At 74.2% G+C, this 2928-nt stretch carries 3 protein-coding genes; 1 reads left to right on the top strand and 2 read right to left on the bottom strand.

Annotated features, from left to right (window positions below; translation table 11 throughout):
* Positions 1-925: hypothetical protein (locus E9529_RS21215; RefSeq protein WP_236833246.1), on the top strand; the 925-nt coding region annotated here is incomplete at its 5' end.
* Between the two features lie 151 nt (positions 926-1076).
* Here E9529_RS21215 and E9529_RS21210 read toward each other — a convergent pair.
* Positions 1077-2582, bottom strand: coding sequence for a sugar transferase (locus E9529_RS21210; protein ID WP_236833245.1), 1506 nt, complete (start codon positions 2580-2582; stop codon positions 1077-1079).
* 143 nt (positions 2583-2725) lie between these two features.
* Positions 2726-2928: hypothetical protein (locus E9529_RS21205; RefSeq protein WP_236833244.1), on the bottom strand; the 203-nt coding region annotated here is incomplete at its 5' end.

Below are 2928 nucleotides of genomic sequence, written 5' to 3'. Positions count from 1 at the left end.
GGCCCCGGCCCCGACCACCCCGGTCGCGACCACTCCGGCCGCCCCGAGTGCGACCACGGCCCCGCGCGCGACGACCCCGTCGACCGGCGCCCTCAGCTGGGCCCCGCCGACCGGCTGGCAGAACTACCCGGTCCACAACGTCACCCCGAGCAACTCGGTCACGACGATCAGTGCCCGCAACGGCGACGTCCTGATCAAGCTGCCCGCCGACCGCCCGGCCGGGCCGATCACCATCGCCAACTGCCGCAACGCCGTCATCATGGGCGGGCAGATCACCGTCGCGCCGACCGCCCGCTTCGGCAACGACGACCAGCGCGCCATCTACGTGCACAAGTGCACCGGCACCGTGCACATCGAGGGCGTCCTCATCAACGGCAACGTCCCGGGCTCGCAGGCCGACGGCATCGCCGTCAACGCCCCCGAGGCCACCCTGCAGATCCAGAACGTCCGCATGGAAGCCCTGCGCGGCACCTACTCGGTGAACCACGCCGACGTCTTCCAGCCGTGGGGCGGCGTGCGCGAGTACCGGATCGACCGGCTCAGCGGCACGACGAACTACCAGGGCATCCAGGTCCGCCAGGACCTCGGCGCCATCGGCAAGGGCACCATCCGGAACACCAACGTCGGCAGCTCCGGGGTGAACCCGATCGAGCGGGGCGGGCAGTTCATCCGCATCGACTGCAACACCTACCCGCTGTCGCTGGAGAACGTCTTCATCGACCCGCGCGCCGGCCGCGACATGGGCTACAGCGTGTGGCCGCAGACCGACGACCGCAGCTGCCCCGCCCGGATCAGCAACGGCGTCGTCTCCTGGCCCTCGATCGGGAACCTGAGCGGCACGCTCACCCAGGGCAAGCCCGCCTCGGGTGACTTCGTCCCGGCCGGCTCCGTCGGCATCGGGTACGTCAGCCCCGGTTACCGCTGACCCGACCACCCCTGAGGGGCGGGTGCCGCGCGATCAGCGCGGTGCCCGCCCCTCCGTCGTCTCCAGCCGGGACGGTGTGCGCCGATGCTGCGTTCCCGAGCCAGGAACCCGGCGTCAGCGCACTCCGTCGGCCGGTGAGCCCTCCGTCGTCCTAGTAGGCGCCGCGGCCGGTGAACACCGCCCCCACGGTCCGCCAGAGGATCATCAGGTCCAGCGTCAGGGACCAGTTCTCCACGTAGTGGATGTCCAGCCGCACCGAGTCGGTCCAGGAGAGGTCCGACCGCCCGCTCACCTGCCACAGCCCGGTCAGGCCGGGCTTGACCACCAGCCGGCGGTGCATCTCGACCCCGTACCGCTCGACCTCGGAGGGCAGCGGGGGGCGCGGGCCGACCAGCGACATCTCGCCCCGCACGATGTTCAGCAGCTGGGGCAGCTCGTCGACCGAGTACCGGCGCAGCACCCGGCCGACCCGCGTCACCCGCGGGTCGCGGCGCATCTTGAACAGCACGCCGTTGCCCTCGTCGACCGCGGCCAGCCGGGCGACCTGGCGCTCGGCCCCCACGTGCATGCTGCGGAACTTCAGCATCGGGAAGCGGCGGCCGTCGCGGCCCACCCGCTCCTGGCGGAACAGGATCGGGCCGGGGCTGTCGAATCGGACCGCGACCGCGGCCGCGACCAGGACCGGCGCCAGCAGAAGCAGGAGCAGCACGGCGGCGGTCCGGTCGAAGGACTCCTTGACCAGCCGGTGCAGGCCGCGCAGCTCGGGGCGCTCCATCTGCAGCAGGGAGAGCCCGCACACCGGGCGGACCCGGATGCGCGGCCCGGCGACCTCCGAGACCGACGGCGCGAGCAGCAGGTCGGCCTGGGTCTTCTCCAGCTCCCAGCCCAGCCGGCGCAGCGCCGCCCCGTCCAGCTCCGGGGAGGGCAGCACGGCCACGGTGTCGACCTCGTGGCGCTCGACGACGTCGACCACCTCGCCCAGGTCGCCGAGCACCGGCAGCCCACCGGGGCCGACGCGCAGCCCCGAGCCGTGCGGCAGGCAGTAGCCGATGACGCGATACCCCTGGTCGGCCTCGCGGTGCAGCTGCGCGCGCAGCGCCTCGACGCCGTTGCGGTGCCCGACGAGCAGCGTCGTCTGCTGGAACCGCCCGTGCGCCCGCTGGCGGCGCAGCCAGAGGCGGTGCGCCTGGCGATGGGCGAGCGTGAGCAGCGTCGCCAGCGGCAGGGCGACGACGACGAAGCCGCGCGCGACCTCGAGCTTCAGCCCCCAGGAGACGGTGCCCACGATGGCGAGCAGCAGGGCGGCGGCGAAGAAGATGCGGCGGAACTCCTCCGGGCCCTCCCAGAGGTAGCGGCTCTCGTAGCTGCGGGCCACCACCATGGCGAAGAGCCACACGGCGGGCAGCGCCACGGCGATGGCCAGGGAGGCGGTGGTCACCCCGACGTCCGGCGGGGCGTAGCGGACGAGCAGGCCGCTGCCGGCGGCCGCGCTCGCGCAGATCGCGTCCCACACGACGAGCCGGCGGACGTAGGGGCCGCGCCAGGCCCGGCGCGCGGCGGTGCCCTCGCCGCGCACCGGATCGGGCCGCGGCAGCCGCTGGAGCGGGGCGGCGCGCTGCTGGGTCAGGTGGTCGGACGGAACGGCTTCACTGCTCATCGCGGAAGTTCCCTGCGGTGCGAACGGCGCTCCGGCGCCCGGGGCGGGGGAGTGCCCGGGGGCGGTCGCGCGCGTGCGAGGTCATGGACTGGTCGACGAGCCGATCGGTGGACCGGCGGGGCAGGACGGAGGGGGTGCGCCCGTCAGTCGGGGCTGGCACCCGGGTCGTCGACGCGGCCCACGAGGACGGCGTCCTGCCCGCGGGCGATCCGGATCGAGCCGGCGAGGAAGGCGGGGAAACCCGCGTCGAGGACCGCCAGGTCGGCGTCCGCGTGGTCGGTGTGGCCCGCGCTGCAGGAGCTCCCGCCGGAGGCCGAGGCGGAGGCGGGGCCCACGGGTGCGGGGG

The sequence above is a fragment of the Blastococcus sp. KM273128 genome, from assembly GCF_021698975.1.
Classification (GTDB): Bacteria; Actinomycetota; Actinomycetes; order Mycobacteriales; family Geodermatophilaceae; genus Blastococcus.
This window is presented reverse-complemented; position numbering and strand designations above follow the sequence as displayed.